We start from the raw sequence: 25760 nt of genomic DNA on the forward strand, positions 1-25760 counted from the left end.
GGCCTCGCACGTCGCTGTGAGGCGCCAGAGTGGAGAAATCCGTGAAGAACAACGCCGAGCCGTACAAGGAGATGGTGACGGATCGCCTCGACCGTCCCTACGGGCTTGCCGTCGACGGCACCGCGAACGTCGCCTACGTGTGTGCACGCGATTCTCTCGTCAAGGTCGATCTCAAAACCGGGGGATTAACGACCGTCGCCCAGAAGATGGGTGACATCCACACCATCGTCCTGGACGGCCACGGCAGTGCCTGTACCCCGGACGACACAGAGGGCACGGGCAGGCTGTACAAGGTCGCGCTCGACAGCGGCAGCAAGGTCGCCTTCGGCCCGTCGGAGATGTCGGAACCGCTCGGTGTGGCCATGAACCCGCAGAAGGACACCCTGTACGTCCTGACATGGCGGAGCAACACGCTCTACAAGCTCGATCTCGAGGGCGGGCTCGTTCGCAAGTACCCTGTCCCGCCCGGCAAATACCACAGCGTGGCGATCGACGCGGAGTACGCGTACGTGGTGCGGGACTACCACACCATCATGCGGGTCAAACTGGCGGACGGTACGACTTCCGACCTCGCGACCGGTTTCACGACCTTGTTCGACCTGGCCCTCGACGGAGCCGGCTCGCTCTTCGCCCCGGACGCCGACACAGGCATCCTCTGGCGGGTCGATCTGAAGAATGGGCACAAGGAGGAGGTCGTCTCCGGACTCGGTCATACGCACGGAATGGCGGCATGGGGCAAGGACGCCTTCGTCACCAACGAGGACAAGGGGGAGCTCTTCCGTATCCGAAATGCCTTCTCACCGGTGAAGCCGCCGGTTGTGACGGAGCCGAAGGAAGGCGCAACCGTGTATCCGCGGCAGTTGATCAAGGGCACTGTGCCCGATGCCGACACGGTGGTGGTGTACGAGTCCGGGAAGGTTCTCGGCCCCGCCGTGCTCACCGGCAAGAACTGGACGTTCGACCTCGGTAAGGACTGGTCGCCGGGGAAGCACGAGATCGAGGTGGTCGCCCGTAAGGGCGGGGACGAGTCGATCCCGGTCGGCGTGCGGTTCGACGTGGTCCCCGAGCCGGTGCAGGCCCCGGTCATCACCGAGCCGAAGGACCGTGAGAAGGTCGGCCCGCGCCAGCAGGTCAAGGGTACTGTCGTCGACGCCGACAAGGTCACTCTTACCGATTCCGGAAAGGACCTCGGCCCCGCCCAACTCGCCGGTCATGACTGGGTGTACACCCCTGCCCAGGAATGGGCTCTGGGCATGCACGAGGTCCAGGCAGTGGCCCACAAGGGCGGCCAGGCATCCAAGGGTGCCGTCGTCCACTTCACGGTGACCGACCCGAACCTCACGGTGTCCCAGAAGTTCCTGCGCGACTGGAAGAAGGTCTGGGACAAGCCGCAGTACATCTACTCCTTCGAACTGACCATCAACGCCAAGAAGGACCGCACCTACAAGTGGACCCTCGGTTTCGGCGTGGAAAAAGGCGTCACGGTGGACCCGGACTGGGCCGGCAGCTTCAAGTGGGCCACGATCACGAAGGACGGATCCGACGGCACAGTCGAAATCCAGAACACGGATCCCCAGCACACCATCGACCCCGACAAGCCTCTGCCCATCGACATCCAGCTCCTGTGCCCGGGTGAGAGCCCTGCCTACAAGACCGTCAAGGACCCCATCGCCCACCGGAACGAGTAAGGAAGCCGGGTAGACCGTGCATTCGGGCTCGCTGCTCGGCAGTGGGCCCGTCCCGGTCTCCCGAACCGGGCTGCTCATGCCCCTTGGTTCCCCCGGGGCTTTCGATAAGACTGTGCTTCTGGTGATCACAGCGCCGGTTGTGAGCGGAGAGATTGAGGGGGCGGCAATGTCCAACATCGTTCTGGTGCACGGAGCGTGGGGTGACGGGTCGATCTGGCAGGCGGTGATCGCCGCCCTCCAGGACGAGGGGCACCATGTGGTGGCCGTTCAGCTGCCGTTGACCTCGCTGGAAGAGGACATCGCCTGGACGCGGCGGCAGATCGCGGCGTTCGACGAGCCGGTGACGCTGGTCGGCCACTCCTACGGCGGCATGGTGATATCCGGGGCCGCACACCAGAACCCCAAGGTCGCCGCGCTGGTGTACGTCGCGGCCTACGCCCCCGACGCGTCCGAGACGCTCCGGACGCTGACCGACCGCGGTGCAGAGGCCCCGGGCCGCGATGCGATCCGGTTCGGCGAGGACGGCTGGTCGACCCTCGACACCGACCTGTTCAGAGACGTGCTCGCAGCCGATGTTCCGGTGACGACGACCCGAGTCCTGGCAGCGGTGCACAGGCCCACTCACGGTGCCTGCTTCTCCAGCCCGTCGGGGCGCGGTGCGTGGCACGACCTGCCCTGTGCCTATGTCCTCTCCACGGACGACCGGATGCTCGATCCCGGGCTGCAGCAGTGGTTCGCCGAACGGACGAATGCCGTGGTCACGGAACTGGCCGCCAGCCACTTCTCCATGGTCTCGCGTCCCGCCGACGTGGCTGCCGCCATCGGCAGGATGCTGCCGGCCGGAGCCTCGCCCGAGCCGGTCTGACCCGTCGGCTGCGCAGGGCCGGGTCCACCGGCACCGGCTGCCCCGCAGCAATCGTCATCGTCGGCAGTGAAGTCCACTCCTTGGAGTGGAGGACGGCTCTCGTCGCATGGCCTGCACGGCGTTGGGCAGAAAGCCCGGGGTTCGGTCTGTCATGCGCGTCGCGTTGGGGGGTGGGTCGCCGTGGCGGTTTCCCGTGTTCTGGCCCGTGTTGCCCGTCCGCCCGGCGTCCTTGCGGCATCCGGCGGCGCCTACCAGGCCGTCCTGGCCCGGGACGAGGGCGACGTGCTCAGTGCCCAGCGGTTGCGGTACCAGGTGTTCGCGGTGGAGCAGGGAGCTCGCCTGCCCTCTGCTGTCGACGGGCTCGACGCGGACGCGTTCGACGGTGCCTGCGATCACCTTCTGGTACGCGACGAAGCGACATCGGAAGTGGTGGGGGTCTACCGGCTGTTGCCCCCGGGCAGATCCCAACAGCTGCTTTCCGAGGAGGAGTTCGAGCTCGGTGCCGTCACCTCACTGTGCGGAGGACTGGTCGAGGCCGGGCGGGCGTGTGTGCGCCAGGAGCATCGCAACGGCCTGGTGGTGCTGTGTCTGTGGGCGGGTGTCCTGCGCTACATGACGGACCGTGGGCTCCGATGGCTCGGCGGGTGCGCCTCGGTGTCCCTGGCCGACGGCGAGGCCCGGGCTTCCGCTGCCTGGCAGACCGTCCGCGCCCGGCATTACGCGCCGGCCGCGTACCGGGTGCGGCCCCGGACTCCCTGGGTCCCGCCGGCCCCCGGACCGTGCCCGCCTGCTGCGGTGCCGTCGCTGCTGCGCGGCTACCTCATGCTGGGCGCCTGGGTCTGCGGACCACCGGCGCTGGACAGCAGCTTCCGTACCGCGGATCTGTTCACGCTGTTGGCAGTGGACCGGGTGCCGAAGAGCCGCCTGTCCCCGCTGCAGGCAGTGGCGTCATGACCGCGGCAGCCGGCGCAGCCGGCGCAACCGATGTGACCGATGCCGCCGATCCATGGCGGCCCACGTCGCCGTGCAGCCGATCCTGCCTGCCCGGGCCGGCGGAACAGAACCGGGTGGGGCCGCTGCGGCGACTCCTGCGGCTGACAGCGGTACTGCTGGCCTGCTCATTGATCGTCGTGCCTGCACTGTCCTCCGCAGCAGGCCGCCGACTGCGGTTGCGGGCCTTCCGCTGGTGGGTCCGGCTGGTCGTCCGGGCCATGGGCGTGCGGGTGCGCTTCACGCCGTCCGAGGCCGGGCCCCGGGACACGGCGCCCGGCCTGCTGGTGATCAACCACACCTCGCTGCTCGACGACCTCGTTCTCGTCGGCTACGACCCCGCCCGGCCGCTGAGCAAGGCGGACGTACGGCGATGGCCGTTCGTCGGACGGGCCGCCGCGCTCGGCCGCACGCTGTACGTCGACCGCGAACGGCTGTCGGCGCTGCCCGCGGCCGTCGCCGGGGTCACCCGGGCGCTGCGCGCCGGCGACCGGGTGTTCGTCTGTCCCGAGGCGACGACGTGGTGCGGCTCGGCCGGCGGGCCGTACCGGCCGGCGTTCTTCCAGGCCGCCCTGGACGCGGGCGTGCCCGTCCTGCCCGTGGTGCTGCGGTACCGGTCGGCCGGCCGTGCCACCACGGCGGCCGCCCTGGTCGGCCCCATGTCCGTGGCGGAATCGGTCATGCTGCTCATCGCCCAGCGCGGCCTGGTCGTCGAGGTCGAGCGGCTCGATGCCCTGTCGGCCTGCCCGGAGTCCGACCGGCGGTCCCTGGCCCGGGCCGCCGAGCAGGCGGTGGACCGCGCCGCACCGGAGGTGCCCCGGCTCCGGAAGCCGGGAAGCCCCTGCCGAGCGGCCGCTCTCGTGGCCACCGGCGAGCCGTGAGGCCCGTCGATGGTGGGCCTGTTCAGTCTCCCTCGGTCCTCCTGGACCTCGACCGCCCGAGGAATCTCGTCCATGACCGACAGCCCTGACGGTTACGACCGCGTCTATGCACTTCTCACCCAGGCCCTCGTGGAGAGGATCGGCTGCGCACCCCAGGAGCTCGGCCCCGGCCGCACTTTCGCCGAACTCGGGCTCGACTCCGTCTCGATGCTGGAGGTCTCACTGGTCCTTGCGGAACACGCGCCCGGCGCCGTCACGTTGGAGGACTTCACCATGAGTACGTCCCTCGGCGAAGCGGCACGGATCCTCGGCGCCGCATCGCGCACCGGCTCCGCCCAGTCCGCCGCCGCGCAGGAGGAGGCCGGGGGCAGCCGGTGAGGCGGACCGCGGACGCCACGGACGTGGCCGTCACCGGACTCGGAGCGGTGACTCCGGCCGGCCCGACGGCGCAGGAGACCTGGGCCGGTCTCCTCTCCGGAGTCCCGCGCGCAGTGCCCGATCCGCTGCTCGCCGGACTGGCCGTCGACTTCTCCTGCCCAGCCCCCTTCGACGTGTCCGCACGCCTGGGATCACGCCTCGCCGCCCGGCTCGACCGCTACACGGCCATGGCGGTGAGCGCAGCCCGCGAGGCCGTGGCCGACGCGCGGCTGGACACCTCCCGATGGGACTCCTCCCGCGTCGCCGTCGTCATCGGTACGGCATCCGCCAGCACCGAACATCACGAGCAGGTCTACACGTTGATGGCCGCCGGCACACCGGAGAAGGTGTCTCCGATGGCACTGATGCGCAGCATGCCCAACATGTCCGCCGGGGAGGTCGGCATCGACCTCGGTGCCCGCGGCCCGAACCTGTCCGTCTCGACCGCCTGCGCCTCCGGCGCCACGGCAGTGGGCCTGGGCTGCCACCTCGTGCGGTCCGGCGCCTGCGACATCGCGCTCGTCGGCGGCAGCGAGTCGATTCGCACGCGCACCGCCGCCGTGTGCTTCCACCAGATGAGGGCGCTGTCCACCCGCCGGTCCGATCCGGGCGTCGCGTCACGGCCCTTCGACGCCGGGCGTGACGGTTTCGTCCTCGGTGAGGGCGCCGGGGTGCTCGTGCTCGAGCGGGCGGCACACGCCCGCGCCCGGGGCGTCGCCCCGTACGCGTACCTCGCCGGGTACGGCGCCTCGTGCGATGCCCACCACATGACGGCACCCCACCCCGGCGGCCGCGGCGCTGCGCAGGCGTTGCGCAGCGCCCTGGCCGATGCCGGTCTCTCTCCGGCCGACATCGGCCACGTCAACGCGCACGGCACCTCGACCAGGATCAACGACCTCGCCGAATACCGTGCGTTGAGATCGGTCTTCGGCCAGGAGCCGCCTCCGGTCACCGCGTTGAAGGGGGCCTTGGGACACGCGGCCGGCGGCTCCGGCGGCATCCAGGCGGTGTGCGCGGCGCTGATCCTCCGGCATCAGATCATCCCGCCCACCCCCAATCTCGACGTCCTCGACCCCGACATTCACCTCGACGTGGTCACCGCAGCCCCCCGGCGCACAGCGGTGGGTGCCGTGGTCAGCAATTCCTTCGGCTTCGGAGGCCAGAACGCGGTACTGGCCTTCCGCGCAGCATGACGCCGGCGGGGCGTGAACCACCCTCTTGCCCCTCTTGACCCTCTTGGGGCGCCCCACCGTGCACGGCGCGCGGCAGGTCGCGCCCGCCCGGGTCCGCCACCGCACCACCGGTCGCGCGTACACACATCGCGGCGTGGCCGGTTCTCGTCGCTCATAAGCGGGAATTGCCGGTGCGGCAGAGGCACTTGGGGCGAGGGGTTTGCAATGGCTGCTGCGAAGGCGGGGAAGCATCCCGCGGCCTGCGACCCTTCCGGGGCGCCGGCCCGTCGGAGGGCCGGGGCGCACACCGGTGTCGTCGAGTTCTTCGAGCGGGAGCCGTCCGGCCGGTTCGTCCCCGATCAGGTGCTCGAGGTGCTGCGACGGGCGGGCGTTCTGGCGGACGACCCCCGGATCGCCGAGACCATCGCCTACCTGAAGCGGGCCCGTCCGGCCGGGGCGTCGGTGACCGTCGAGGAGTTCACCGCCGGAACCCAGCGCAACAGCGGCATCATCGAGCGGGCCGCCCGGGGAGAGCTGGCCGTACCGGACTTTCCCGCGCTGGTGGCCGATGTGCGGCGGATCCACCGGGAGGTCCGGGCCGATGGGCGCGGTGCCGTGGCCGACTACATTCCGCAGCTGGCGCGGGTGGCGGCGGACCGGTTCGCGATCTCGGTGTGCACGGTGGACGGGCAGCGGTTCTCCATCGGCGACGCGGGAGTGCGCTTCTGCCTGCAGTCGGTGTCCAAGACCGTCAACTACTGCCTCACTCTTGAGGAGCACGGGCCCGACACCGTCCACCGCCATGTGGGACGCGAGCCCAGCGGCCAGGGGTTCAACGAGCTGACCTTCAACAAGGCCGGGCTGCCGCACAACCCGATGATAAACGCCGGGGCGATCATGAGCTGTGCGCTCATCCAGCAGGGCCTGGACGCCGCGGACCGCTTCGACTTCGTGGCCGACGCGTGGCGGCGGCTCGCCGGCGGGCGGGCCGTCGGCTTCAACAACTCCGTCTACCTGTCCGAACGCACCACCGCGGACCGCAACTTCGCCCTGGGGTATTCGATGCGCGAACGCGGGGCGTTCCCGCCCGGCACCGATCTCCTGGACACCCTGGACTTCTACTTCCAGTGCTGCTCGATCGAGGTCACCGCCCGGCACCTGGCCATCGCGGCGGCCTCCCTGGCCAATGCCGGGGTGTGCCCACTGACCGGGGACCGCGTCTTCTCCGCCGGGACGGTGCGCCACTGCCTGTCGCTGATGTCCTCGTGCGGCATGTACGACTTCTCCGGGGAGTTCGCCTTCACCATCGGGCTGCCGGCCAAGAGCGGCGTCTCCGGCGCGCTGATGCTGGTCGTCCCCCAGCTGATGGGCATCGCCGTCTGGTCGCCGCGGCTGGACGCCCAGGGGAATTCGGTGCGGGGTATCGAGGTCTGCCGGCGTCTGGTCGACTGCTACAACGTGCACACCTACGACCTGCTCACCGGCTCGGGGCCCGGGACCGGCAAACGTGATCCGCGCCTGCGGCGCAACCAGAGCCGGATCGAGGGCATCGTGGGCCTGTGCTTCGCCGCCAGCCAGGGCGACCTCGACGAGATACGCCGCCTGGCCGCCTGCCACGTCCCCCTCGACGCCGCCGACTACGACGGACGCACTGCACTCCATCTGGCCGCGGCCGAAGGCCACATGGACGTCGCGGCCTTTCTGCTGTGCAAAGGGGTCGACCCCCGGCCGGTCGACCGGTGGGGTCATACGCCGCTGGACGACGCGAACCGTTCCGGACACCGGGAGCTCGCAGAACTTCTGGCCAACGCCGTTGAGGAGGCTCCCGCCGGGTGACGTGCAGGGATCAGGCGGGCCGTGGCCGCACGTGCCGGGGTCAGGGCCTGTGCTGACCCGTCGGACAGGCCCTGGCCAGGAGGGCGGTCGGGATACGCGCCGCGCGGAACCCGCCACTTGGCCACGTTCAGGCCGTTATCGCGTTCGAGGGACGGAGTTTCGTCTTTTCCCGTCTTCGTAGTCGTCGGGTGCTTGAGGATGACGGGGGCACGGGGCCGGTGCTGTCCGGTGTCTGTGCTCATTTCCGTCTCGTTGTGAGGAGTGCTGTGGCCACCGACGATCGTGAACTGCTGTTGAGCCGTGACCCGGACAAGCGGGCTCTGGGCGAGAAGATGCACCGGCTCGGGTTCGGCAGCTACTACGACTTCCCGGAGAAGATACCGACCATCAAGTCCAGCGAGGTCCCCGCCGCACATTGGAAGGACCCGGTCGGGGACAACACGGACGGCTACGGGATCGTTGGGAACTGGAAGGTGATGAGCTACTACCGGGGCATTCCCGCCTACGTCGGCGACCCGGTCTTCAACAACACCCCGGACGAAGCGTCGATGACCGTCGGCGGATCGAGGACGATCGGCTCCGAGTACAGCTTCGGCATCGAGTACTCGGTCGAGGCGAGCTTCTTCGACATGATCAAGGCGTCCACCACCTACTCCTTCAGCGCCACCTGGAGCGAGTCCACGACCTTCTCCCAGTCGATGACCGTCACCATCCGCCCCGGCTGGATCGCCTGGATCGAGGTCTCCCCCGTGGCCCGCGTCCTGGACGGCGACTTCATCTACATGCGCGCCAACAAGGGCAGCAGGACCATCGGCAAGTTCAGTGGCGTCGTCGAGGCCCCCGGCATCGAGGGCAACCTCAAGGACATCTACACCCTCCAGTCCGTCCCCATGACCGACGCCCTTGCCGAACAGCTCCAGGCCCTCGCCGGGCAGGCCGGCTCCGGGGTCCGCCACCTCGACGTCGGCTTGGCCTTTCCCGCCGGCCTGCTCACCGACGACCTGCGCGAGCGGGCCGAACGGCACGAGATCGACCACTGACCACCGCTGATCCCGCTCCGAGAGGCAAAGACCATGACCACCGACGGCAACACCCTGCCCAAGGACCAGGCCACACCCGAGGAGGAGGCCGCGCAGCGCGCGGCCAAGGACAACGAGTCCGGTCTCCTCGCCACCAACGATTTCGTCCACTACAAGAACAAGGACAACAAGAAGCAGCGGCTGGCCGCGAACATGCCGTTCCTGCTGTACTGGTGCAAGGGGACCGGGGACACCTACTACCCGGTCGGCCTGTGGGACAACAAGGACTTCTCCCCCAAGACGTCGGTCTCCAAGTCCGAGATCCTCCAATGCCGGTTCGTCACCGCCGCCGGGGACATCGACAACTACACCCTCGACGGAGCCGAGTTCCAGTACCGGATCGGCACCAGCGGCTCCTGGAGCAAGCCGGTCCAGCGCAAGGGCTCGGACTACTACATCGCCCACTCCGGGTCCGACAACACCATGCGTAAGGTCAACGAGTGGAACATCTACCCCGAGCAGATCCGCTTCGCGCTCCGCTTCGACATTGCGGGTAAGGGCGACGCCTGGATCTCCGAGAACGAGAACACCGGGTCGATCCGGATGCGCGACAGCATCAGCAACCGTGCCTGGCTGGCCGCCGTCCGTCACGGCACCACTTGGGACGACCCCTTCGGAACCAGGACCACTTTCACCAGCCGCTCCTGGAAGAACGACCTCGGCCTGGGCTGACCTTTCACCGACACCGCCGGCCCATGGGGCTGGTGTCAGCCGAGCAGGGTCAGCAGGCGATCCGCCTGGCGCTCGGCTGTCCCGGACGGGTTGTAGGCCTGTTCCGGATCCCTTAGGGCGTAGACCAATAGCCACATCAGGGAAATGAGACGGCGGCACCGGCCAAGCCTCAGCCTTTCGGACCTCGTCAGGTCAAAGAGCCCAACGAAGCTCGCAGTATTGAAGTCGCTGTCAGCCCAGACGGACACATGCTCCACCACGTCGGCCAGTTCGTACGAACGGTCGCTACGGCCCGAGGCTTCGAAGTCGACGATTCTGACGCTTGCGCCGTCCCACAGAAAGTTGGCCAGGTTGCCGTCCGCCTGGCCGAACACCACTGGAACATCAGGTTCCGCTGCTGAGGCCGACGGTGTCAGCTCGAGCCACCGCATTCCTTCAGCAACTGCCCGCTCGACGATCCGGGGTGGGGCAGTCCGGTGCAGCTGCTCGTACCACGTATGAATTCCGCGAACGGCTTGGTGCTCGTTCCAGACGCGGTACGGCAGTTGTGCCACCAGTCCGCGAGGGACGGACTCGTACATGCGTGTAAGAGCACCGGCCATAGCCACGAGCTGATCAGTGGTCACCGAGCAACCGCGAAGGGGCGCTCCTGGCAGGAGCGTCATGGACCCTGTGGGTGCTTGCCCACTCGGCGACCACCGTTCCCTCAGCGGCCCGCAGGGCAAGCAGGTGGCTGTCGGCGTCGGCGACGCCGAGGCTTGTCCATGGACCGCCCACTGGCACGGTGCTCCGGGCCCCGGTCCCCGGTGCGGGCGATCCGGATCGCCCGCAACCGATCATCAGGGCGTCCTCCGACCGGTCCCGGCCGGAAGGGCTCAGGCCCCCACGGCCACCTTCGACGGCTCGTCCCCGGCTTCGGCCTCGGGCGTCGTCTCCCGGGCGGTTTCGAGGACCGGGTCGGCGTCCGGCAGCCCCGCCTCGTGGGCGCGGACGCCGGCGCGGACGGCCCAGAAGTAGAAGCCGAAGGCCGACAGGGCGACAAGGGCGATGTCGGCCCCGCCCGTGATCACACCGTGGCCGCCGAACTCCTTGCCGCCGAGGGCCGAGAGTCCTGCCATCCACAGCAGGAAGGCGGCCATCCACCAGGCCGGTGCGAACTGGCGGCGCAGGTCCGTCTCCCCGCGGCGGCGCAGGACGAGTGCGGCGATGGGCACGGAGATCAGGGTGAGGAGGGCGACCTTGCCGGTGTTGGGCCACTTCGACCAGTACAGGGCGCAGGCGGCGAAGGCGAAGGTGAGCGGGCACAGCACCGAGGCTGCGGGCAGGCGGAAGGGGCGGGGCAGGTTCGGCTTGGTCTTGCGGAAGACGCCGACCGCGATCGGGCCCATCAGGTAGGAGACGACCATGGCCGCGGAGACCACGCTGGCGAGCGCCTCCCAGCTGTGCCCGATGGTGAGGAGCAGCAGCACGGAGAAGGCCAGGTTGAGCCACATCGCGGGGCGGGCGACGCCGTAGCGGGGGTGTACCTCGGCGATCTTCTTGGGGAAGAAGCCGGTCTCGGCGAGGTTCTGGGCCAGGTAGGCGGCCGAGGCGACGTTGCCGATGTTGGCGCCGTTGGGGGAGATGAACGCGCCGAACTGGAGCATGGTGACGACCCAGTGCAGCATCAGCAGCTTGGCGAGGTCGGCGAAGGGCGAGGCGAAGTTGATGCCGCTCCAGCCGCCGGCCTCGGCGAGCTTCTCCGGCGGGACGGCGCCGAGGAAGGCGACCTGCAGGGCGAGGTAGATGACCAGGCCGAGGGAGAGCGCGCCGACGAGGGCGAGCGGGATGGCGCGGCCGGGGTTCTTGGCGGCGCCACCGAGGTTGACGACGGCCTGGAAGCCGTTGAAGGCGAAGACGACGCCCGAGGTGGTGACGGCGGTCATCACGGCGGACCAGCCGTTGGGGGCGAAGCCGCCGTGGTCGGTGAAGTTGCCGGTGTGGAAGCCGGAGGCGATGAGCGCGGCGACGGCGAGGACCGGGATGGCGAACTTGACCAGGGTGAGCAGGTTGTTGGCGCGGGCCAGCAGGGCCACGGACCAGTAGCAGGCCAGCCACAGGGCGAAGGTGAGGACCAGGGCCGTCGCCATGCCGGTGGCGGAGAGCCGGCCGTCGGCGACCAGGCTCCGGGCCCAGCCGAAGCTCCAGGACGACATGTACTGGGTGCCGGCGATGGCCTCGATGGGGATCAGGGAGGCGGTCGCGATCCACACCGCCCAGCCGGTGACGAAGCCGAGCACGGGGCCGTGCGAGAGGGAGCCGAAGCGGGCCATGGCCCCCGGCAGCGGGTAGGCGGCACCGACCTCGGCGTACGACATGGCGATCATGCCGATGAAGACGGCGCCGATCACCCAGGCGACGAGCGCGGCGGGCCCGGCCACCTGGGCGGCCTGCCCGGCCCCGAAGAGCCAGCCGGAGCCGAAGATGGAGCCGAGGCCGATCATGATCAGGGCGAAGAGACTGAGGCCCTTGCGATTGGCCGCGCTCATGTCCACAGTGGGCATCCGTTCTGGCGTGGGGTACACGAATCGAACGCCTACTGTATTTACTTTTAGCCAGTCTTTGCCAACCGGCCCCGGGAGCCCGGCCCGGGCCCCGGAGCCGGCTCGGGCTCACCGGGCGGTGTCGGCCCCCTGGTACGGGGCGGCCGCGTGCTGGGCGGCGTACACCAGAGCGGGCTTGATCTTGGGCCAGAAATAGCTGTCCTGGCAGGAGAAGGCGGGCGTGAAGCCGCTGCACCCGCGTCCGTCGCTGTCACCTATCTCGATGGTGAAGCTGGCCAGGCCGAGCTTGTCGTACGTCCAGTCGTCGGTGCCGCCGGAGGCGTCGTAGAGGATCTCCCCGGCCTGCCCGGACTGGTAACCGGTGATCGACCCCATGCGCCCGGCGAGCGCGCGCAGTGCGGCGTCGTTGCCGCTGTGGATCGTGTGATCCGCCTCCCACGGGAAGAGGACCATGCTCGCGTCGCTGTGCAGGCTGATCATCATGCCCTTGGCGTCGGCGGGCGCGGGGTCGCCGTCGCCCGTGCCGGTGCGCACGGCCGGGTACAACTGCCGGAAGAGGCTCTCCAGCCCGGTGTTCTCCGCCTCCGAGTCCGCGGCGGGCCCGAGGTAGACCTCGCTGCACGGCTGGGTGGAGGTGCCGAGGCCGCCCCAGTGGGTGCCGGCGTTGCGGTTGAGGTCGACGCCGGTCTGCCCGGTCCAGCCGCAGGAGACGCCGTTGGCGTTGTCGGCGTTCTTGCGCTGCAGGACCGGGTTGTCGCCGCCCTGGGCGACGATGTCGACGCCGTCCGGGTTGGCGATGGGGACCACCCACATCTCGGTGGAGTCCATGAGCCGGGTGATGTCCGGGTCCTTGCCGTAGTCGTTCGTCAGCGTGTCGATCCAGCGCCAGGACATCTCGCCGGTGGTGATCTCGCGGGCGTGGATCTGGCTCATGAGGAAGAAGCGGGGCTTGGCCGCGCCGGGGTTCAACTGGCAGTCGCCCGGCTTGATCCTGGTGATGCAGATCGCCTTGAGGTCGTGGCCGCCGGACCCGGCCTGCTTGAGCCAGGACTGCCCGTAGGTGATGGTCGTCGCCATGTCGGGGTGCGCGGCGGCGACCTGGTCCAGGTGCGCGTAGTGGGCGTCGACGGTGTGGTAGCCGCCGTAGTAGGTGCCGTCCGCGTCGGGTCGGGCGTGTGCCGAGGGCCTGGATCTCGGCATCGTCGACTCGACCGTCGGCGCGAAGCCGAGCCGGCGCAGCCCGGCGGCCGAGCTCCGGTCGCCCAGGACGAACAGGTCGTCGCCCTGGCGGCGTTCGAGGAGGTCGTAGCCGGCCCGGATCAGCTTCTGCGCGTCCTGCCGGTGGTGGGCCGGGATCCGGTAGACGACTGCGGTGTCGGGGGAGGGCGGGGGAGCGGCCGTGGTGTCGGCCACTGCCGATGAGGCCTGCGGGAACATGGCCGCGGCGGCCAGGGCCGTCGCTCCGGCGGCCAGCGCCGCCAAGCGTGTGCGGGACATGGATGGCCTTCCGTGGGGGGTAGCGGTACCGCGCGCGGGCCGGGCCGGAGAGCGGCGACCGGGCGCGCGCCACTGCCGGCCGCCGTGGCCGTACCGCAGGGCCCTGCGGCGGTCCGGGCAGCCGGTCCTTCGTCCGACGGCGCTGACTGCGGGAGACGCCGGAGGTGCGGTGCGGCGCTCCGCGGGGGGCTGTTGCCGTCAGGCCGACGCTCGGAGGATGGCATGCTCGCGCCAAGAATAGAAGGGGGTGTGCGGGACCCGACGTGCTGCCGGTGCGCCTGCGGCGCCCCGTCAGGGGCGCGAGCGGGACACGCCCTGAACCCCCGGTGCTTGTCCCTCCCTCCCGCACCGGTTACCGATGGTCGGCATGCACCTGCGGATCACACTCGCCGCCGCGTCGGCCCTCGCCCTCCTCGCCTCCGCGGCCCTCACCGCAACCGGCAGCGCGGCCCCCGCCCTTCACCCGCACGGCACAGGCCTCGACAGCCCGCGCGCCAAGGAGGTCGCCATGGAGCTGGTGGCCAGCGCCGAGAACTCCACCCTCGACTGGCGCAGCCAGTACGGATATCTCCAGGACATCGGCGACGGTCAGGGATACACCGGCGGGATCATCGGCTTCTGCTCCGGCACCGGCGACATGCTCGACGTCGTGCTCCGCTACACCCGCCGCAGCCCGCACAACCCGCTCGCGCCCTACCTGCCCGCCCTGCGCCGGGTCAACGGCACCGCCTCGCACGCCGGCCTCGACGCCCCCTTCGAGCAGGCCTGGCGCACCGCCGCGCGGGACCGGGCCTTCCAGGCCGCACAGGAGGAGGAGCGCGACGAGGTCTACTTCGACCCCGCGGTGCGGCGCGCCAAGGCGGACGGGCTGCGCGCGCTGGGCCAGTTCGTCTACTTCGACGCCATCGTCATGCACGGCAACGGCCACGACAAGGACAGCTTCGGCGCCATCCGCGCGAACGCGATGAAGAAGGCGCGGCTCCCGGCCCGCGGCGGCGACGAACGGGCGTATCTCAACGCCTTCCTCGACGCCCGCAAGGTCGCGATCAAGGACGAGACGGTGCACGGCAACACCACGCGCGTCGACACCGAGCAGCGGGTCTTCCTCGACGAGGGCAACTTCGACCTCAGACCGCCGCTGAAGTGGCGGACGTACGGCGACGCGTACGAGATCACCAGCTGGCCCCGCCCCGCCCACCGCACCTGAACTGTGGTGCGGTGCGTGTCGTTCACACCCGCCCTCCGGTGCTCCAGGCGAGGGAGTCGGCGAGGGCGCGGGCGTAGTCGGCCGCGCCGAGCGGGACCGGCCGCCCGGTGCCGGGGGAGCCCATGACCCCCTCCAGCAGGCGCAGCCGGGGCAGGAGCAGGTCGCAGAGCTCGTCCATCGCGCGCGGCAGGGCGCGCACGGTACCGGGGCCGAGGACCTGGGTGGAGAGCAGGCCGCCGGACAGGCGGCGTGCCTCCGCGACCCCGTACAGCGCCGCCAACGGGCGCAGGGCGGCGGCGAGTTCGGGGTCGCGGACCTCGCTGACCGTGCGGGCCACCCGCTCCGCGGCCAGGCGGCTCGCGTGCGCCGCGCCGAGCTCGTACGCCGTGGTCAGCAGGGGGTTCCACAACTCCAGGCCGCGCAGCCCGTGTTCCTCGCCCCGGCGCAGGGCCCTGCGCAGTCCCGCGGTCAGGCGCGCCTCGTGGGCCCGGGCGGCGGTGGGCCACCAGGTGAGGCTGCGTGGCGGGATGCGCGAGGGCGGGGCCGTTCCCCCGTCGTCGAGCCTCGGCCGGTCGACCAGGGAGCGTCCGGTGTCCAGGAGGATCAGCCGGTTGTCGCCGCCCGCGCTGTCGAAGGCGTGGGCGAAGCCCTGGTACGCGGCGAGCCGGTTGAGGTCCAGGTATCCGGCGAGGCCGCAGCGGTGCTGGCACTCGGCGGCCAGGCGGGCGGTGGTGCTCGCCGCGTGGGCCTTGTACACCGAGAGGACCGGGTCGACCGCCGTCCAGGGGGAGAAGGCCGTCCCGGCGGAGCGGGCCGCGCCGGGAGACCGCTGCCAGGCGTCCAGGGCAGCGTTGCCCATGCACGTCAGGGCGAAGGACTCGGCCAACGCCCCCAGCACGGCGTGCTGTTGGATCCGGTAGGCCAGGGCGGGGGAGCCCGGCGCGAGCCGCCCGTGGCTGCGGCGGTGGGTGGAGTGACGCAGCGTCAGGACCGCGCACTGCCGGGCCATCGCGGCCAGGGCCGAGGGCAGGGTCGCCCACAGCGCCTGCCCCACGCTCAGCGTGCGGTGCAACCGTGCGTCCGGACCGGGGAGGGGATCGTGGAAGGTGCCGCGGTCGTCGATGCGGGCGGTGTCGCGCAGCCAGTTCCGGTAGGGCAGGCGTACGCCGTCGAACCGGACGAGGGCGAAATCCAGCGGCAGGGCGCCCAGGTCCAGGGGCGCGGAGATCCGCACGCCGGGCAGCAGCCCTTGTTCGTCGCAGAGGTTGACCAGGAAGGAGAACACCCCGCAGTCCTGGTGCGCGGTCTGCAGGCGTGCGCACACCACGGCGGTCTGCGGCTCCCCGAGAGCACCGACGCCGGCGAACTTCGCCGCTCCCGCGTCGGGGGTGGTGAGGACGAACTCCCGCTGCTCGGCGTCGAAACGGGCCGTGGTGCGCAGCGCCAGGTGGCTTCCCGCGTCCCCCGTCTCCGTCACCAGGAAGACGCCCTTGGCGTAGCCGCTCTCCAGGGCGTCCAGCTGTGACCGGAGTTCCGCCGGGTCGCCCGCCAGGGAGAGCACGGATCCCAGGCAGAGCACGTAGTGCGAGAGGGCGGCCAGGTACAGGGGCGGGTCGGCGGCGGCCGTGCTGGTGCTCATGAGGGCGAGCAGATACGGGTCGCCGAGCAGGTCCCGGGCCGGCGGCAGGGCCTTGGCCAGCCGGCGCAGGGCGTGGTGGGTCCGCCGGCCGTGGCCGGCGTGAGCCGCCTCCGGTACGGCGCCGGCCGTGAGCGCGGCCGTGAGCCGCTCGTACAGCTCGACCGGGTGCGGCCCGCCGACGATGCGGGTGAGTTCGGCCTCGGCCCCGGTGCGGGGGATCATCGCGAGGCCTCCGGGGCAGGAGGTGGGCAAGGGGCACAAGTGGCAGCAGGGGCGCCCTGGATGGGCAGGTGCTCGGGGTGCCGCCAGGGGAAGCCGGGGTCCGCCAGCGGGGCGTGGGCCGTGGCTGCGGCCGCGGGAAGCGAGCTGCGGACGCTGCGGGTGAGGGCCTGCCCGGTGCCGGCCTCCAGCAGCAGCGTGACCGGAGCCGTCCACACCTGGCGCAGCACCTCGGGGACCCGCGCGGGGTGGACGAGGCAGTCGGCGAGCCCGCGGTGGATGTCGTCCCCCTTGCCGTACGCGCGGCCGAGGACGGCGGAGTGCACGGGGAAGCGCGCGGGCGCGGCGGGAATGCGGCGGATCGACGCGGCGAAACAGTGCGCCTCGTCGGTGAGCGAGGGGTGGTGGCAGAGGAAAGGCAGTTGCAGCCGGGCGGCGGACACACCGCGGCGCCGGGCGACGCGCTCCAGGGCCGCCACGGCGGCCGAGGCGCCGCCGACCACCGTCTCGCCGGGGTCGTTCACACAGGCCAGGGCCAGCCCGCGGGTGCGCGCGGCGCAGATGAGGACGTGCGCCTGCTCCTCTCCCGTCCGCAACAGGAGCATGCTCCCGTCGCACCGGGCCAGGGAGCGGGCGAGCAGACAGGCGATTCGGGCGCCTCCGGCGACGTCGAACACGCCGGCCGCCGTGAGGGCGGCGATCTCGCCGAAGCCCACCCCCAGGGCCCGCTCGGGCGTCAGCCCGACGGCACCGAGGGCCCGGCTGACGGTCAGCGAGGAGCAGAACAGGGCCAGTTGCGGGGCCCCCGGCGCGGCCGTGGCCAGCTCGCGGCCGCTGGGCGGCGACGTCCCCAGCAGCCAGGGACCCAGCGGCCTGATGCCGAACTCGGCGGCGACGCCGTCGGTCTGCCGGAGCACCCCGGCGAGGGCGTCGTGCACGGGCCGGTGCATCCGGGCGGCCCGCAGCAGGGGACCGAGCGCGAAATCCCCCTGCCCGGGGAAGAGGTGGACAATGCTCACGGCACAGGCTCCTTTCACCGGCCCGCGGAGCCCGGAAAGGCATTTCCTTGTTCAATTCAACAATGCCGGGCGCGCCGGGAGTTGTGCAGGCGGCACCGGGAGTGTTGAACGGAGTGAAAGTTTCCGCCCGGCCGCCGCCTGCCCGGCGATAAGCGCCGGTACCGTCCGCCCTGTTCCGCCGCGGCCCGCGCGAGAACCTGTGCGGCGGCCGGGGTCCGGCGATATGGGGCCAGCAGACGGCGCAGCCGGACGGCGGAAGTGTCGGCCGCACCGGAGCGCAAGTACCGGTAATGCTCCAGAAAAGAGTGCCACGAGAGGCAGGCCTCCTCGACATGCCCGCTGCGGAGCAGGATTTCCGCCCGCTGCGCGTGACTGAGCGCCAGTCCCCGGCGGTCCGTTGCAGGACGTACGGCCAGTGACCGGGTCAGTGCCTCGCACGCGGCGGAGGAATCCCCCAGGAATCTCAGGGCTCTCGCGCGCTGGAAGTCCAGTGCGGCAGGCGTGTAGGTGGTGAACGGCCCGTGCTCGTGGCCCGGTTCCGCGGCCGGTTCCGCGGCCGATTCCATGCAGTGCTCCGCATGGCCGAGGGAGCGCAGGGCCTGGTGCCGGAGGCCGCAGGCGGCCTGGGCCACGGCGAGTTGGGCGAGCAGATACGCCCCCGGCCCGCCGCCCGCCCGCTGCCCCGCCTCCGCTGCGGCCTCGGCGGCGTGCAGCGCGGCCTGGTGGTGCCCGAGTGACAGTCCTTGTGCGCTGAGGCCGCGCAGGCCGACCGCCCAGGCCAGCCGGTCACCGGATTCGGCGGCGAGCTGCTGGGAGGTGACGAAGCACTGTTGCGCGAGCCCGTGGGCCGCGGTGTCCTCGTACATCCTGGCCAGCAGGAACGTCAGCCGGGAGGCCTCCACCAGGACCGTCCTGCGCGCGTGTTCCGTGCGTGCGGAGCGGAGCCAGTGGGCGACGTCCTGGGTGAGGTAGGCCGCCAGGGAGGAGCGTGCGCTGCGGCCGCCGTGGGCGTCGAGCGACGCGGCGTAGAAGCGCTCCGCGCACTGCAGCATGCGGGTCTCCGCGTCGGCGGGGTGGCCGCCGTGCCGGGGGAAGGGCTTCCGGGGCGCCGGTGTGTCCTGGTGGGCCGTGCGGAGCAGCACCTCGCGATAGGGCTGCTGCTGTGCCGCGATCCTGCGGACGGGGTCGGCCTCGGCTCCGGCGAGGGCCACGAGTCCGGCCTCGGGGGAACGTTTCCTCCGCCGGTCGGAGCGGGGGTCTCCCTGCGGCGATGCTGCGGCGAACCCCGCGGAGTCCGGGGAGACGGTGCGCTGCAGGCGCCGCGTGAACACCTCCGCCACCAACTCCGGCACCGGCGCCCTGGGCCGGGTGCCGCTGAGCCAGTGCGCCACGGAGGTGCGGTCGTAGCCCAGGCTCAGACCGACCTCGGCGGCGGCCGCGTTGACGGCGCGGGCGAGCGCGCCCTGCGTCCACCGGGCCTCCGCCAGCAGGGCACGGAGCCTTCTGTTGGGACGGCGGCCGGGACGGCGGCCGGATCGGCGGTGGGGGCGGTGCGGCAAGGACATCCCGTTCTCCTGCCGGGCCGGTTCGGCCCGTTGCCGGGAAATTGTGATTTCCGCACCATTCCGCGGCGCGCGGATGCCGGGGGTGTCCGGATAATTCCCCGGGCGATGCCTGCGCGAACCGGAATACGGCCCACGGGGAAATGCGCCGGTGCACAACCGGGCACGGTCGCAGGGCCCTGGGGCCGGCCGTGCTCAAGGGGGGTGCATCTGGATACACCCCTCTTGGGCACCTACCCGCAATGGCCGCGCCCTCGCGGACCGGAATCGTCGACGTCGACGCATACGGACCGAGTGAGCGGGAGGCCAGACAGCATGCGGGAATGGAAGGCGGAGGCAGGGGTGTACCTCGCCGTCGCATTCGTGGCGGCAGGGGTGTTCGGGGCGGTACAGCCTGCGACGGGGATTCCGCCGGAGGTCGTCCAGCTCACGCAGTTCGGCCCCGCCGCAGGGGTGGTGGCGGTGGGCCTGCTGTGGCCCTCCCGGGTGCGGCGCCGGCTCTCCGGGGTCCTGCCCGGCCGCCGCACGCGGGGCCCGGTGGGACGGGAGGTGCTGTTGCTGCTCACGGCGCCGCTGATCATCGCGCTGAGCGTGGGCGCGTACGCGTGCGCGGAGGGCACTGCCCGGATGACCGACCCCCGCACGCTGCAGAACCCCTTCGCGCTGATCGTGGTGGCGCAACTGGTCGGCGCGTGCGGCGAGGAGATCGGCTGGCGGTGCCTGCTCCAGCCGCTGCTGCGGACCCGGTTCGGCCCGCTCACCGCATCGGCACTGGTGGGCGTCGTGTGGGGCGTGTGGCACGTGCAGGTCTTCGCGCAGGCCCCGGCATACGCGGCCGGCTTCCTGCTGGCCACTGTGGCGATGTCCGTCGTCCTCGGGCTCGGCCTGGAGCGCGTGCGGGCGAACCGGCTGCTGCTGGCAGGCGGATTCCACACCCTGGTCAATCTGGGGATGCTCCTGTTCATGGACGAGGAGTCCGGCGCGGTGCTGCCCATGGTGCTGTTCGGCGGCGCGTGCCTGCTGGCAGCGGTGCCCTGGGTGCTGCGTTCACCTGCGGATATGATCCTGCCGGCGACGCAGGGGGCGCGCCGGGGGTGACGGAGCGACAGGTGGCCATGGCACGGGGGGACGGGCGCCTGCGCGGCGGCTGGGCTGCGGCCGGCCGGTGCCAGCTGCTGTCGCTGGCCGCCTTCGCGGTGTCCGCGACCGGCGGGCTCGTGGTGTGCGTCCTGCTCCTGCTCCCCCTCGGAGCCGGCTTCCCCCTGCTGCCGCGCGCCGCGACGGCCCTGCGTCGGCTCTCCGACCGGTACCGGTCCTGGGCCGTCCACTGGACGGGCACGCACATCAGCCCGCCCGAACCGCTCGCCCGCGAAGGCTCCGTGAGCCGGCGCCGGCAGGCGCACGGCATCCTCGGCGACGAGGGGTTCTGGCACGACCTCCGATGGGCCTGGCTGGAACCGTGGATCGGCGGAGTGCTCGTCGCGGTGCCGCTCGCGCTCATCGAGTACGGGGCGTTCGGCGCGCTGGTGCAGCCCTTCGTCTGGCGGATCCTCGACGACGGCAACTGGTACGCCTTCATCCCCGTCCACTCCACCACCACCATGTTCGCGGCCCTCCTCCTCGGACTCGCGTTCATCGCGGCAGGGCTGCGCCTCGCCCCCGCGGTGCTGCGGCTGCACGCCCGCTGGAGCCGGCGCGTCCTGTCCGCGCCGCGCACCACCGAGCTCGTCCGCCGCATCGAGCACCTCACCGACACCCGCGCCGACGCCCTCGACGTACAGGCGGCCGAACTGCGGCGCATCGAAAGGGACTTGCACGACGGGGCACAGGCCAGGCTCGTCGCCCTGGGCATGACCCTGGACGAGGCGACCCGGCTGCTGGACACGGATCCGCAGGCCGCCCGCGAGCTGCTGCTGGAGGTGCGCGCGACCTCGGAGCGGGCACTCCAGGACCTGCGGGACCTGGTCCACGGCATCCACCCTCCCGTCCTCGCCGACCGTGGTCTCGGCGACGCCGTCCGGTCCCTGGCGCTCGACAGCTTCCTCGACGTCCACGTCGAGGCCCGGCTGCCCGGACGGCTCCCCGCACCCGTCGAATCCGCCGCCTACTTCGCGGTCGGCGAGCTCCTCGCCAACGCGGCCAAGCACTCCGGCGCCCGTGAAGTGCACATTCGCCTGGACCACGCGGACGCGGCACTGCGCATCACGGTCGCCGACGACGGCCATGGCGGTGCGGACGCCTCCCGGGGAAGCGGACTGCACGGCATCCGGCGCCGGTTGAGCACCTTCGACGGAACCCTCGCCCTGCACAGCCCGCAGGGCGGACCGACCACCGTGACCCTGGAGATACCGTGCGCGTCGTCCTTGCCGAAGACCTCTTCCTGCTCCGGGACGGGCTGACACGGACCCTGCAGGAGCACGGCTGCGAGGTGGTCGCGGCCGTGGACAACGGCCCGTCCCTGCTGCGCGCACTGTGCGAGGAGGACCTGGACGTCGCCGTGGTCGACATCCGGCTCCCCCCGACCTTCACCGACGAGGGCCTGCAGGCCGCCCTCCGGGCCCGCCGCACCCGGCCCGGACTGCCCGTCCTGATCCTCTCCCAGTACGTCGACCAGCTCTACGCCCACGAACTGCTGGCCGGAGGCGAGGGCGCCATCGGCTACCTGCTCAAGGACCGGGTCACGCACACCGCCCAGTTCATCGACGCCGTACGCACCGTCGCAGCCGGTGGCACGGTCATGGACCCCCAGGTCATCGCCAAACTCCTGGCCCGCAGCGACGCCAGGGGGAACACCGGGCAACTGACCCCGCGCGAGCACGACGTGCTGAAGCTGATGGCCGAGGGCCGGTCGAACGCCGCCATCATGAACGCCCTGCACATCAGCGAGAGTGCGGTCGCCAAGCACACCGCGAGCATCTTCGCCAAGCTGCGGATCGACCCGTCCGCCGACGACAACCGCCGTGTCCTGGCCGTCCTGGCCTACCTCAAACGGTGACGGACGCCCACGCTAAGGTGCGGGCGTGAGTCTTCAAGTGGTTATCGGTTACGGGCCCGCCGGGGCGGCCACCGCACGGCTGCTGGCCGAGCAGGGGCACTCCGTGCGCGTCGTCACCAGGTCCGGCCGTCGTCCCGAGCCCGGCATCGAGCACGTCGCGGCGGACGCCGCCGACTCCGCGCGACTGGCCGAAGTCGCCCGGGGCGCGGTCGCGATGTACGGCTGCGCTGCGCCGCCCTACCACCGCTGGGCGGCGGAATGGCCGCAACTGGCCGCGTCGATGGGCGCGGCGGCCGAGGCGACCGGGGCCGTCCTGGTCGTGCTGGGCAACCTCTACGGCTACGGTCCGGTGGACCGTCCCATGACCGAGGACCTGCCGCTCGCGGCGACCGGCCCCAAGGGGCGGGCGCGGGCGGCCGCGTGGGAACAGGTGCACAAGCTGCACGAGGACGGCCGCATCAGGGCGGTCGAGGTGCGCGCCTCGGACTTCTTCGGGCCCGGCGTCACCGACGGGGGCCATCTGGCCTCGCGGGTCGTACCGCGCCTGCTGCGGGGCAAGCCCGTCTCGGTGCTCGGCGACCCGGATGCGCCGCACAGCTGGACGTACCTTCCCGATGTGGCCGCGGCCCTGGTCGAGGCCGCCGGGGCCGAGCAGGCCTGGGGGCGGGCGTGGCATGTGCCGACGGCTCCCGCGCTGTCGGCACGGGAGATGGCCGGGCGGCTGGCCGCCGAGGCGGGGACGGGCCCGGTGGCGGTACGGAGGCTGCCGCAGGCGGTCCTGGGGGCGGCATCGCTCTTCTCACCCATGCTCCGTGAACTGCGCGAGATCCGCTACCAGTTCGACCGGCCGTTCGTGGTGGACTCCTCCGCCTACGAGTCCGCGTTCGCGGTACGCGCCACCCCGGTCGAGGAGCAGGTGGGGGCCACGGTGGCGTGGTGGCGTGGGCGTGGGAGTGATGCGTAGGCAACTCGGCGACGAGCCATGAGGGTTCACAGGCCGAGGGCGTCAGAGGCGGCCGTGCTCGCTCGGCGGGTCGGTGAGGCGGTCACCGTCGACCCGGGTTCCGGCCTGCTTGATCTGGCGGAAGACGGGGCTGATCTCCATGCCTTCGACACCGGGCAGGGTCCCGATGCGGTCGGTGGCGAACTCGAGCAGCCCGTCGAGATCACGGCACTGTACGACGGCATGGAGGTTGTACGGTCCGGATACCGCGGCGGCGAATCCCACCTCGGGCATCTGCGCCATCATCCGCCCGACAGCCTTGATCCTGCCCGGGTGGGCTCGCAGCCACAGGTTCGCCCGGGCTCGGTATCCCAGGGCCATCGGTGCGATCTCCACGTCGATGTGGACCACCCCGCCGGCAAGCAGCGCGTTCAGACGTCGTGACACTCGGCCCGGCGTGAGATCGGCCGCAGCCGCGAGGTCGACGAGACTGGCCCGTCCGTCGGCGGCGAGGGCTGCGAGCAACTTCTCGTCCTGGTCGCCGAGTTGCGACGGCGGATTCCGTACGACCGGCCGTTCGGTGAACGGGTTGTCGCCGGACCCCAGGGCGGACTCCTGCTCGGGGGTCAGGGTTCCGGCGAGTGCGGCCCAGTAGTGCCCGCGTCCGCCGATGAACTGACGGAGTATCACCGACGCCTGCAGGTCGAGCACGGCGGTGGTGCGGGGAAGCCGGCGGCCGAGCAGGTCGTCGCGTTGTTCCTGTGATCGCGAGCGCACGGCGAAGGTGACCTCGGAACCGGCAGCGTTCAGGGCGACCCAGCTGACGTCGTCGCGTTGCGCGAGTGCCTCGCCGATGGCCGTGGCGCTGCCGGGCCGGCAACGCAGGCGCACCATCCACCGGCTCTGACCGAGCGCTCCCGGATCGACGACCCCGACCACCCGGATCATCCCCGCACGCCGCATGTGGCGGTAGCGGCGGGCGACGGTCGGCTCGGACAGCCCGAGGACCGTCGCCACGGTCGCGAACCCGACCCGTGGATCGATCTGAAGGGCGCGAAGGATTCGCACATCGTCCGGCCTCAGAATGTCGGAATCAACGATCTCGGGACGCAACATGGCATGAATGCTACGGCGAGTGCCGTTTGCGGGACGTTGCGCACCGCGCGTGGCCGAGGCTTGCCCGGTACGAATCCCGGTCTCCCGGCGGCGACGAACCGACGAAGGGCTCTGGTCCATGTCTGCTCCCACAGGCGTCTGGACGGCCGGGCGCTGGACATCCTGTTCGTCAATGCGGGAATCACCACTCGGGACGAACACATCCCCATCGGCGAGGTCACGACCGACGAATTCAACGACGTCATGCTCACACACGCGAGTTGAGACGGGAAGCCGACCGTGCTGTCGCTGCCCGGGTGAACCAGCAGCAATGAAAAAGCGAAAAGGGGAAAACGACATGACGCTCATCGCTGTCGAAGAACATTGGATCATGCCGGACCTGACGTCCGCCCTCCAATCCGTCCCGCCCGACCGCCGCGACGAAAGCCTCGCCTTGAACGAGTTGGGCGACAACCGGCGGCTTCTGGAAGACCTCGGCGCAGGCCGGACAGCCGCCATGGACGCTCAAGGCATCGACGTATCGATCATCGCCCTGACACCGCCTGGCACGCACCCGCTCGCCCCTGAGGATGCCGTGCGGCTCAGCCGTGCCGCGAACGACGTCGCCGCCGAAGCCGTCATCAGCAACCCGTCGAGGCTCCGGGCGCTCTCGACCCTGCCCATGTCGGCGCCGCATGAGGTCGCCGCCGAGCTCTCGCGGGCCGCCGGCCTGGGTCACGTCGGCACCATGGTCTACGGCCGGTCAGGCGACCTCTTCCTGGACGACCCGGTCTACGACGACTTCTTCGCCGCCGCAGCACAGCTCGGCCAGCCGGTGTTCATCCATCCCCAACTGCCCTCCTCCGCGCTTCGCGACGCGTCCTACCGGGGCTTCGACCCGATGACGGACCTCGCTCTGGCCACCTTCGGCTGGGGGTGGCATCTCGACGCTGCGACAGCCGCGCTGCGACTGATCCTGCGGGGAACCTTCGACCGGCACCCCGAACTGCAGGTCGTGCTCGGTCACTGGGGCGAAATGCTGCTGTTCTGGCTGGACCGGGCCGACAGCCTCTCCCGCATCGCCGGCTTGCAACGGCCGGTGTCGGATTACATACGGTCGAACTTCTTCATCACGGCCTCCGGCATGCTCAATCCGGCGCTTCTTCACCACGCCCTGTCGGTGACGACCGTGGACCGCTTGCTGTTCTCCACCGATTACCCCTTCCAGCGTCCGACCCGCGAGGACGTCACGACCTTCCTCGGCCATTTCGCATCCGATGCGGACCGAGAGAAGTTCTCGTCGGCCAACGCGGCGGCCTTGTACGGAATCGGCATCGGCACCTGACTGGATGTTCGCGCCCCGTCAGGGGCGCGGGGCTGTTGACATATGCGGCTCCGCCGCGTGGGCGCGATCAGCCACCGACGGCCTGCAGCCGACGCA

22 protein-coding genes are annotated in these 25760 nt (G+C 71.1%); 15 read left to right on the forward strand and 7 right to left on the reverse strand.

Annotated features, from left to right (window positions below; all coding sequences use genetic code 11):
- Nucleotides 1-41: 41 nt before the first annotated feature.
- From ACWD4B_RS15350 to ACWD4B_RS15390, 9 genes are all read left to right on the forward strand, one after another.
- Entirely contained in the window at nt 42-1688 is a 1647-nt protein-coding gene (locus ACWD4B_RS15350; protein WP_451421183.1) for a hypothetical protein, read from the forward strand.
- A gap of 166 nt (nt 1689-1854) precedes the next feature.
- Nucleotides 1855-2553 carry an alpha/beta fold hydrolase gene (locus ACWD4B_RS15355; RefSeq protein WP_451421184.1) on the forward strand — a complete coding sequence of 233 codons (699 nt, stop codon included), beginning with the start codon at nt 1855-1857 and terminating at the stop codon, nt 2551-2553.
- 180 nt (nt 2554-2733) lie between these two features.
- A complete protein-coding gene (locus tag ACWD4B_RS15360) occupies nt 2734-3507 on the forward strand; it encodes a GNAT family N-acetyltransferase (RefSeq protein ID WP_451421185.1) in 774 nt (257 codons plus the stop codon).
- Nucleotides 3504-4424: a lysophospholipid acyltransferase family protein gene (locus tag ACWD4B_RS15365; protein WP_451421186.1), complete on the forward strand. Its 921-nt coding sequence runs from the start codon at nt 3504-3506 to the stop codon at nt 4422-4424. Before ACWD4B_RS15360 ends, ACWD4B_RS15365 begins: the two co-directional genes overlap by 4 nt.
- 72 nt (nt 4425-4496) lie before the next feature.
- Complete coding sequence (locus tag ACWD4B_RS15370) at nt 4497-4802, forward strand: acyl carrier protein (RefSeq protein WP_451421187.1); 306 nt, start codon at nt 4497-4499, stop codon at nt 4800-4802.
- Nucleotides 4799-6034: a beta-ketoacyl-[acyl-carrier-protein] synthase family protein gene (locus tag ACWD4B_RS15375; protein ID WP_451421188.1), complete on the forward strand. Its 1236-nt coding sequence runs from the start codon at nt 4799-4801 to the stop codon at nt 6032-6034. The genes ACWD4B_RS15370 and ACWD4B_RS15375 overlap by 4 nt, the downstream gene beginning before the upstream one ends.
- A 204-nt stretch (nt 6035-6238) precedes the next feature.
- On the forward strand, nt 6239-7849 hold the full coding sequence (gene glsA, locus ACWD4B_RS15380; protein WP_451421189.1) for a glutaminase A: 1611 nt from the start codon (nt 6239-6241) through the stop codon (nt 7847-7849).
- Nucleotides 7850-8115: 266 nt separating this feature from the next.
- Nucleotides 8116-8889: a hypothetical protein gene (locus ACWD4B_RS15385; RefSeq protein ID WP_451421190.1), complete on the forward strand. Its 774-nt coding sequence runs from the start codon at nt 8116-8118 to the stop codon at nt 8887-8889.
- Nucleotides 8890-8922: 33 nt separating this feature from the next.
- Nucleotides 8923-9600, forward strand: coding sequence for a hypothetical protein (locus ACWD4B_RS15390; RefSeq protein ID WP_451421191.1), 678 nt, complete (start codon nt 8923-8925; stop codon nt 9598-9600).
- 35 nt (nt 9601-9635) lie between these two features.
- On the opposite strand, the gene ACWD4B_RS15395 is transcribed toward ACWD4B_RS15390, so the two are convergent.
- The 3 genes from ACWD4B_RS15395 to ACWD4B_RS15405 form a co-directional block, all read right to left on the reverse strand.
- Complete coding sequence (locus tag ACWD4B_RS15395; RefSeq protein ID WP_451421192.1) at nt 9636-10265, reverse strand: phosphotransferase; 630 nt, start codon at nt 10263-10265, stop codon at nt 9636-9638.
- A gap of 210 nt (nt 10266-10475) precedes the next feature.
- Nucleotides 10476-12134, reverse strand: a complete 1659-nt coding sequence (locus tag ACWD4B_RS15400) for an APC family permease (protein ID WP_451421203.1) — start codon at nt 12132-12134, stop codon at nt 10476-10478.
- Nucleotides 12135-12251: 117 nt separating this feature from the next.
- Nucleotides 12252-13640, reverse strand: a complete 1389-nt coding sequence (locus ACWD4B_RS15405) for a M14 family zinc carboxypeptidase (protein ID WP_451421193.1) — start codon at nt 13638-13640, stop codon at nt 12252-12254.
- A gap of 367 nt (nt 13641-14007) precedes the next feature.
- Between ACWD4B_RS15405 and ACWD4B_RS15410 the strand changes: the two genes are divergently transcribed.
- Nucleotides 14008-14847 (forward strand): chitosanase, encoded by an 840-nt coding sequence (locus ACWD4B_RS15410; RefSeq protein WP_451421204.1) that lies wholly within the window; start codon nt 14008-14010, stop codon nt 14845-14847.
- A gap of 22 nt (nt 14848-14869) precedes the next feature.
- Here the strand turns inward: ACWD4B_RS15410 and ACWD4B_RS15415 are convergent, their stop codons facing one another.
- From ACWD4B_RS15415 to ACWD4B_RS15425, 3 genes are read right to left on the reverse strand one after another with little or no spacing between them, the layout of a single operon-like run.
- Nucleotides 14870-16708 (reverse strand): acyl-CoA dehydrogenase family protein, encoded by a 1839-nt coding sequence (locus ACWD4B_RS15415; protein ID WP_451421194.1) that lies wholly within the window; start codon nt 16706-16708, stop codon nt 14870-14872.
- Nucleotides 16705-17724 (reverse strand): acyltransferase domain-containing protein, encoded by a 1020-nt coding sequence (locus ACWD4B_RS15420; RefSeq protein WP_451421195.1) that lies wholly within the window; start codon nt 17722-17724, stop codon nt 16705-16707. The genes ACWD4B_RS15415 and ACWD4B_RS15420 overlap by 4 nt, the downstream gene beginning before the upstream one ends.
- 56 nt (nt 17725-17780) lie before the next feature.
- Complete coding sequence (locus tag ACWD4B_RS15425; protein WP_451421196.1) at nt 17781-19289, reverse strand: hypothetical protein; 1509 nt, start codon at nt 19287-19289, stop codon at nt 17781-17783.
- A gap of 312 nt (nt 19290-19601) precedes the next feature.
- Here ACWD4B_RS15425 and ACWD4B_RS15430 point away from each other — a divergent pair, with 312 nt between their 5' ends.
- Genes ACWD4B_RS15430 through ACWD4B_RS15445 form a run of 4 tightly spaced genes read left to right on the forward strand, consistent with a single transcriptional unit; the run spans nt 19602 to nt 23245 of the window.
- A complete protein-coding gene (locus ACWD4B_RS15430; protein ID WP_451421197.1) occupies nt 19602-20384 on the forward strand; it encodes a CPBP family intramembrane glutamic endopeptidase in 783 nt (260 codons plus the stop codon).
- 17 nt (nt 20385-20401) lie between these two features.
- Nucleotides 20402-21685, forward strand: coding sequence for a histidine kinase (locus tag ACWD4B_RS15435; protein ID WP_451421205.1), 1284 nt, complete (start codon nt 20402-20404; stop codon nt 21683-21685).
- Nucleotides 21637-22281: a response regulator transcription factor gene (locus tag ACWD4B_RS15440; protein WP_451421198.1), complete on the forward strand. Its 645-nt coding sequence runs from the start codon at nt 21637-21639 to the stop codon at nt 22279-22281. The genes ACWD4B_RS15435 and ACWD4B_RS15440 overlap by 49 nt, the downstream gene beginning before the upstream one ends.
- A 25-nt stretch (nt 22282-22306) precedes the next feature.
- Complete coding sequence (locus ACWD4B_RS15445) at nt 22307-23245, forward strand: NAD-dependent epimerase/dehydratase family protein (protein ID WP_451421199.1); 939 nt, start codon at nt 22307-22309, stop codon at nt 23243-23245.
- Nucleotides 23246-23287: 42 nt separating this feature from the next.
- On the opposite strand, the gene ACWD4B_RS15450 is transcribed toward ACWD4B_RS15445, so the two are convergent.
- On the reverse strand, nt 23288-24460 hold the full coding sequence (locus ACWD4B_RS15450) for an Lrp/AsnC family transcriptional regulator (protein WP_451421200.1): 1173 nt from the start codon (nt 24458-24460) through the stop codon (nt 23288-23290).
- A 217-nt stretch (nt 24461-24677) separates the two neighbouring features.
- On the opposite strand from ACWD4B_RS15450, the gene ACWD4B_RS15455 reads away from it, so the two are divergent.
- Nucleotides 24678-25664: an amidohydrolase family protein gene (locus ACWD4B_RS15455; protein ID WP_451421201.1), complete on the forward strand. Its 987-nt coding sequence runs from the start codon at nt 24678-24680 to the stop codon at nt 25662-25664.
- Nucleotides 25665-25760: the final 96 nt, after the last annotated feature.

Source organism: Streptomyces sp. NPDC002536, assembly GCF_053594995.1.

Bases quoted from the DNA above. Each gene is read 5' to 3' on its own strand.
- ACWD4B_RS15355 (WP_451421184.1), top strand. From the start codon at position 1,855: ATGTCCAACATCGTTCTGGTGCACGGAGCGTGGGGTGACGGGTCGATC.
- ACWD4B_RS15365 (WP_451421186.1), top strand. From the start codon at position 3,504: ATGACCGCGGCAGCCGGCGCAGCCGGCGCAACCGATGTGACCGATGCC.
- ACWD4B_RS15370 (WP_451421187.1), top strand. From the start codon at position 4,497: ATGACCGACAGCCCTGACGGTTACGACCGCGTCTATGCACTTCTCACC.
- glsA (WP_451421189.1), top strand. From the start codon at position 6,239: ATGGCTGCTGCGAAGGCGGGGAAGCATCCCGCGGCCTGCGACCCTTCC.
- ACWD4B_RS15390 (WP_451421191.1), top strand. From the start codon at position 8,923: ATGACCACCGACGGCAACACCCTGCCCAAGGACCAGGCCACACCCGAG.
- ACWD4B_RS15395 (WP_451421192.1), bottom strand. From the start codon at position 10,265: ATGACGCTCCTGCCAGGAGCGCCCCTTCGCGGTTGCTCGGTGACCACT.
- ACWD4B_RS15405 (WP_451421193.1), bottom strand. From the start codon at position 13,640: ATGTCCCGCACACGCTTGGCGGCGCTGGCCGCCGGAGCGACGGCCCTG.
- ACWD4B_RS15410 (WP_451421204.1), top strand. From the start codon at position 14,008: ATGCACCTGCGGATCACACTCGCCGCCGCGTCGGCCCTCGCCCTCCTC.
- ACWD4B_RS15415 (WP_451421194.1), bottom strand. From the start codon at position 16,708: ATGATCCCCCGCACCGGGGCCGAGGCCGAACTCACCCGCATCGTCGGC.
- ACWD4B_RS15425 (WP_451421196.1), bottom strand. From the start codon at position 19,289: ATGTCCTTGCCGCACCGCCCCCACCGCCGATCCGGCCGCCGTCCCGGC.
- ACWD4B_RS15430 (WP_451421197.1), top strand. From the start codon at position 19,602: ATGCGGGAATGGAAGGCGGAGGCAGGGGTGTACCTCGCCGTCGCATTC.
- ACWD4B_RS15435 (WP_451421205.1), top strand. From the start codon at position 20,402: ATGGCACGGGGGGACGGGCGCCTGCGCGGCGGCTGGGCTGCGGCCGGC.
- ACWD4B_RS15450 (WP_451421200.1), bottom strand. From the start codon at position 24,460: ATGGACCAGAGCCCTTCGTCGGTTCGTCGCCGCCGGGAGACCGGGATT.
- ACWD4B_RS15455 (WP_451421201.1), top strand. From the start codon at position 24,678: ATGACGCTCATCGCTGTCGAAGAACATTGGATCATGCCGGACCTGACG.